Genomic DNA, 4,998 nt, shown 5'->3' with positions numbered 1-4,998 from the left:
CGAGATGCTGGTCGCAGCGCATGGCAGCCGGACGGTCGGTCTTGGTGTGGCTGCCGACAACCCCGAGGCCGCCCGCCTCTACCGGCGACTCGGCTACGTCGTGCGGGTGCAACGCTATGTCGATCGCTGGACCTGGGTCGATCAGGATGGCGTGGAACGCGAGGAAGCCGAGCAGACGAGTTTTCTCGTCAAGAGCCTTCCAGCAGCGCAGGCCTCTGGAGAGCGCGCAACGTGATCGACGTGCTCCAACCGACCCGTCGCTCCGGACGCGGCGTAGCGTGCCGCTCCGCGGATATCTGGAGGAACATGCTGTTTCGGCATTCGCTCGGTACCGCCGGCTTGCTGGAGGCGTCCTCGTCCGGTGTGGCCATCTCCGTTATGAGTCCGTCTGCTGTGGTACACGTGCCCTGAACTGGGCTGAGGCGGCTCGGTCGCCCCTGGGCGGCGGCGAGCGGCCTTGCTGAGCCCTGGGTCGCCACTGCGGTCCGGCGCCACAGTGCATCGACGGGCAGGCCCCACCCGAAACCACCCTTCGGGCTCTGCGAGTGCCAGCCCGTTTCGTATTACGATTGATGGGTGGAGATCCATCGGTCGGCCCGTAAGCATGGCGTCGCCGACGCGGACATCCTCCACGCCGCCGAGCGGTACGTCGTCGCCTACTCGCTGGACGACGACGGGCCACCCTGGCGTGAACTGCGGCTCGGCCCGGGCGGGGCGGGCAACCTGCTGGAGATCGTCGTCCTGCTCCTCGACGACGGCACGGAACTGATCATTCATGCCATGCGGATGCGTTCCCAATACCGGGATCTCCTGCCGTGACCAAGGAGAGCGCACGATGACGAACAAGGAGACCGCCCGCCGGACGGCAGGCGGCGTACCCGTGACCGACGAGCTGGTCGAGGACCTGGCCGCCGAGGCCGAGACCGGCTACGACGTCGCCCACCTCCACCGCCGCGGCGGACGCCGGCCCCTCGGCTCCGCCCCGGGCGAGGTGGTCCCCGTCCGCCTCGACCCCGAACTGCGCGCCGCGCTCAGCGCCCGCGCCCAAGCCGAGCACACCAACGCCAGCGATGTCATCCGCCAGGCTCTCCGCGCCTGGCTCGACGTCGCCTGACCAGACCGGGTCATATCGCGCTCAGTGCGACCTCACGGCGCATCACATCTCCCGAACCCGACCACAAACCGTCGACCCAACCACGACACCCACGATCACGGTCGCGAGACGGGCCGAAGCGTCCGACACCACTAGGAGTTCGGGACATGTGTTCGATTCGCTAGATGACATAGTGACCGGTGCGGTCACTGGGCATCCTTCCTGGTGAGAGCCCGGGTAGCGACCGGTCGGACAGTAAATTCAGGGCCAGCAACCAAGATCAAACGGTTCGGATGCTGGTACACATGGTCCACTACGCCGTGTAGTTGGCATCTGACCTGGGCAAATAGGTTTGATCGATCGATCCGGCTTGTGGGTGGAAGGCAGAACAGGCAGGTCGAAGAGATCGGACCAGCGGTTCGCGCAGAACTTAGTGGTTGTCGACGATGACGAACACTCGGTCCGCCTTCTTGTACCGGTCCTGGGCCATGATCTGGCCGAGCAGGGCCATGAACGGGGCGATGCCGCTCGTCGGCGGGGTAGTGGCGGTGATCTGTCCGGTGTGGACGTCGAGCGCGGCGAGCAGGGCGAGCGCGCCGTGGCGTTCGTACTCGTGCTCGACCCGGATGACCCGCCCCGGGGCGGGTGGAGCGGTCGGGTGGATCCGGGCGCGGGCCTGGATGGACGGCTTGGCGTCCACGGAGATCACCCGGTCGTTCGGGCCGAGCGGCTGGCCCTGGTAAAGGTCGAGGACGACGGTGGCCTTCGCGGTGAACTCCGGGTCCCGCGGGAAGATCCAGCTTTGGTAGCGCCAGGGCTTGACCGGATGCTCCGCGAGGATCCGTCGCACGCTGGAGGCCGAGATGTCCCCGGTCAGGCCGCGACGGGTCAGCTCGGCGCGCTCCAGCTCGCTGATCCGCCGCGGCCGCCCCGAGCGGGGCCGGTCGCAAAGCCCCACGCATGGAACTGGCTCGCCGACGATGACCGTCCCAACTGGGAAGCCTGGTCCGAATGGTCACCCTGGCATGAGATGCCGCCAGTTGGCTAACGCGCTACCTCCCCGAACAAGAATTCGTAGCCCCGGACGTGTGCCGCGTGACCCGTCCGGAAGGTGATCTCTTGGGCGCACCGCTGGTCGCCCCGGCCTTCTTGTTCCTCGGACGGGGTCAGGTCACCTCGTTGGAGGCGGTGTCCGAGCCGTGCGGTCGTGGCTGCCTGGAGGCGATAATGGCGAGGTGACCGTCGACCTTCGTGACAGCCGGATCGCCGAGGTGTGCCGACGCTACGGGGTCGCCGAGCTCTCCGTCTTCGGCTCGGTGGCTCGTGGCGACGACACCGACTCCTCGGACGTCGACCTGCTGTATGTGCTGGCGCCCGACTCGAAGCTTGGCTTCGAGATCGTCGATCTTCGGGACGAGCTCGAAAAGATCGTCGGTCGGCACGTCGACCTGGTACCCAAGTCCCGGCTGAAGTGGGTCATCCGCGACCGGGTACTCGCGGAGGCTCGGGTCCTCTATGCGGCGTGACGAGCTCTACCTCGTCGACATGATCGAAGCGGCGGCTGCCGCGACGACGTTCGTCCAGGACGTCGACGAGGCCGCCTTCCTGGCGAGCGACCTGATCCAGAGCGCCGTTCTGCAGAAGCTCCTGGTGATCGGCGAGGCAGCCGGTCGAGTCTCGCCCGAGATCCGCGACCGCTGGCCGGATGTGCCGTGGCGGTCCGTCACGGGCTTCCGCAACATCGCTGTTCACGCGTACTTCGAGGTCGACTGGTCAATCGTGTGGCGCATCGCCACGACCGCGCTGCGCGAGCTTCAGGAGCAACTGGCAACGCTCCTGAAGGCAGAGTTCCCGCTCGTCGCCAGTCAGCTCGATCAGCCGCACTGACCGCGGGTACATCGCCCCCGGGTGCGGACGTTCTGACCATCACCCCTCCTCGGCGCGACCGCGACCCGAGCACGGGCACATTCAGAGGCGGAAGAGGRGGGTGGACGCGACCACGGTGCCCAACGCGCACGGTCACCAGGAAGCCCGGAAGTGCCCGGAACCGCCAGGTGTTCGGAACACGTGTTCTACCCGGTAGGCGATGTTCCGGTCGGCGTGGTCACCGAGCATCGTCCCTGTTCGGGGCACGTGTGGCGACCGGCCGGACGGTGATTTCAGGGCCAGCAACCAAGATTGACCGGTTCTTATCGTGGTGCGTTAGGTCCACTAGTATCGGCGGCTGACGGGTTCTGCGCCCCGGAGGCCCGGCTACTTCCTGTGGCGCTCAGGCCGCGAGCATCGTCGAGATCAGGAAACGTGCGCGATCGAGGTACGCGGCCTGTAGCTCCAGCCGGTCCAGCTCGCGGCGCAGTGTCGCCGACAGCTGGGCACACGGCACGATCCGCGGCGTCGCGTCGATGGTGCAGGGCAGCACCTGGCGGATCGTCGCCACCGACAGTCCGGCGCCGAGCAGCACCTGGATCCGGGCCACCGTCTCCACCGCGGACTCCGGGAAATGGCGGTAGCCGTTGGCGCCGCGCTCCGCCACGAGCAGTCCGTTCTTCTCGTAATGGCGCAAGGACCGCACGCTGGCGCCGGTTTGTGTCGACAGCTCGCCGATCAACATCAGGACCAGCCTCCAGCCCTCGCTCTTGACCCTGACACTGATGGCAGACTCTACGGTGCGACGCATGGATATCGGGATCTTCACCGCGGTCACTGACGAACAGATCAGGCCTGCTCAGCTCGCCCGGGTGATCGAGGAGCGCGGCTTCGAATCACTGTTCGTCACCGAGCACACCCACATCCCCGCCCGACGGGAGACACCGCACCCCGAGCTTGGCGAGATTCCCCGCGACTACTACCGAAATCTTGATCCTTTCGTCAGTCTGACGGCCGCGGCGACCGCGACCACCCGGTTGCGCGTGGGCACCGCGGTCGCGCTCGTGGTCCAGCGGGACCCGCTCCTGTTGGCGAAGGAAGCGGCCAGCCTGGACCTGGTCAGCGAGGGCCGTTTCGAACTCGGCGTCGGCGCCGGCTGGCTGCGTGAGGAGATGCGCAACCACGGCACCGACCCGGCGACTCGAATGGCGCTGATGCGGGAGCGGCTGGCCGCGGTGAAGGCGCTTTGGACCACCGAGGAGGCGGAGTTCCACGGTCGCTTCGTCGATTTCGATCCGGTCTTCCAGTGGCCCAAGCCTGTGCAGCGACCGTATCCGCCGGTCTGGATCGGGGGATGGGGCCCGACGACCTTCCGCCGGATCATCGCCGGGCGCGACGGCTGGCTCACTCCACCCCTTCCGGTCGACCAGCTGATCCAAGGCCTGGACGAGCTGGCCGAGGAGGCGGACCGGGCCGGGGTGGCGACGCCACCGGTGACCGTTCCGCTCATGGATCCCGACGAGGCCACGCTCGAGAGGCTGCGCGCTCGTGGTGTCCGTCGCGCCCTGTTCGGGCTGCTCACCATCACCGACGCCGACGCGACGCTGCGCGCGCTGGACCAGCTGGGACCGCTGGCCAGGGCCGGAGGCAGCGTCAAGCAGCCAACTACCTGACCATGGTCGTGCTGTCCAGAGCGGACATGAACACACCGGCCAGGAGCCCGACGAGGACCACCCGGGTTGCCGTCCGGCTGAGTTCCGGCCCCTGGGTGGGCGCGGCCAGTGCTGGCATCCTTACTCTCCCTCGAAGCGCCCTGCTGCATCTGGTGACGGGCGGTGACCTCACAGAGCCTGCAACCTCCACCATGGTTGAGGTCAACGGAGCCGAGAAGTGGCGTTCGGGATGCTGTCGCAGCGGCCCCGGGCCGAGTCGCTCATCTTTCCCGTGTATCGCCCGTACAGCAGCTCGCCCCACTGTCCGGGGGCCTTGACTTCAATCATGGTTGAGGTTTTAGAGTTCCGGGCGCCTGCTGGCGAGAG

8 protein-coding genes and 1 pseudogene are annotated in these 4,998 nt (G+C 67.4%); 6 read left to right on the top strand and 3 right to left on the bottom strand.

What is annotated here, in order from left to right:
- The 3 genes and pseudogenes from KBI5_RS17425 to KBI5_RS17415 all read left to right on the top strand — a co-directional run.
- Positions 1–235 (top strand): annotated as a pseudogene (locus KBI5_RS17425) (GNAT family N-acetyltransferase); the annotation flags it as partial.
- A gap of 341 nt (positions 236–576) precedes the next feature.
- Positions 577–819 (top strand): hypothetical protein, encoded by a 243-nt coding sequence (locus tag KBI5_RS17420; RefSeq protein WP_011436316.1) that lies wholly within the window; start codon positions 577–579, stop codon positions 817–819.
- 16 nt (positions 820–835) lie between these two features.
- Positions 836–1,114 (top strand): ribbon-helix-helix domain-containing protein, encoded by a 279-nt coding sequence (locus KBI5_RS17415; protein ID WP_011436317.1) that lies wholly within the window; start codon positions 836–838, stop codon positions 1,112–1,114.
- Positions 1,115–1,523: 409 nt separating this feature from the next.
- Here the strand turns inward: KBI5_RS17415 and KBI5_RS17410 are convergent, their stop codons facing one another.
- A complete protein-coding gene (locus tag KBI5_RS17410) occupies positions 1,524–2,051 on the bottom strand; it encodes a transposase (protein ID WP_023840382.1) in 528 nt (175 codons plus the stop codon).
- Between the two features lie 277 nt (positions 2,052–2,328).
- Here KBI5_RS17410 and KBI5_RS17405 point away from each other — a divergent pair, with 277 nt between their 5' ends.
- A complete protein-coding gene (locus KBI5_RS17405; protein WP_035912985.1) occupies positions 2,329–2,619 on the top strand; it encodes a nucleotidyltransferase domain-containing protein in 291 nt (96 codons plus the stop codon).
- Positions 2,609–2,980: a DUF86 domain-containing protein gene (locus KBI5_RS17400; protein WP_011436320.1), complete on the top strand. Its 372-nt coding sequence runs from the start codon at positions 2,609–2,611 to the stop codon at positions 2,978–2,980. The genes KBI5_RS17405 and KBI5_RS17400 overlap by 11 nt, the downstream gene beginning before the upstream one ends.
- Before the next feature lie 382 nt (positions 2,981–3,362).
- Here the strand turns inward: KBI5_RS17400 and KBI5_RS17395 are convergent, their stop codons facing one another.
- Entirely contained in the window at positions 3,363–3,704 is a 342-nt protein-coding gene (locus KBI5_RS17395; RefSeq protein ID WP_011436321.1) for a MerR family transcriptional regulator, read from the bottom strand.
- Positions 3,705–3,768: 64 nt separating this feature from the next.
- On the opposite strand from KBI5_RS17395, the gene KBI5_RS17390 reads away from it, so the two are divergent.
- A complete protein-coding gene (locus KBI5_RS17390) occupies positions 3,769–4,632 on the top strand; it encodes an LLM class F420-dependent oxidoreductase (RefSeq protein ID WP_011436322.1) in 864 nt (287 codons plus the stop codon).
- Here the strand turns inward: KBI5_RS17390 and KBI5_RS28445 are convergent.
- Positions 4,625–4,750 carry a hypothetical protein gene (locus KBI5_RS28445; protein WP_023840384.1) on the bottom strand — a complete coding sequence of 42 codons (126 nt, stop codon included), beginning with the start codon at positions 4,748–4,750 and terminating at the stop codon, positions 4,625–4,627. The two genes, KBI5_RS17390 and KBI5_RS28445, sit on opposite strands and share 8 nt — an antisense overlap.
- Positions 4,751–4,998 lie beyond the last annotated feature (248 nt).

This window comes from Frankia sp. KB5 (genome assembly GCF_002099325.1).
Classification (GTDB): Bacteria; Actinomycetota; Actinomycetes; order Frankiales; family Frankiaceae; genus Frankia; species Frankia casuarinae.
Note: the sequence above shows the minus strand (reverse complement) of the source record. Positions and strands in the feature narration are given on the sequence as shown.

Coding starts and splice junctions, on each gene's coding strand:
- KBI5_RS17400 (WP_011436320.1), top strand. CDS start 2,609: ATGCGGCGTGACGAGCTCTACCTCGTCGACATGATCGAAGCGGCGGCT.
- KBI5_RS17395 (WP_011436321.1), bottom strand. CDS start 3,704: ATGTTGATCGGCGAGCTGTCGACACAAACCGGCGCCAGCGTGCGGTCC.
- KBI5_RS28445 (WP_023840384.1), bottom strand. CDS start 4,750: ATGCCAGCACTGGCCGCGCCCACCCAGGGGCCGGAACTCAGCCGGACG.
- KBI5_RS17390 (WP_011436322.1), top strand. CDS start 3,769: ATGGATATCGGGATCTTCACCGCGGTCACTGACGAACAGATCAGGCCT.
- KBI5_RS17415 (WP_011436317.1), top strand. CDS start 836: ATGACGAACAAGGAGACCGCCCGCCGGACGGCAGGCGGCGTACCCGTG.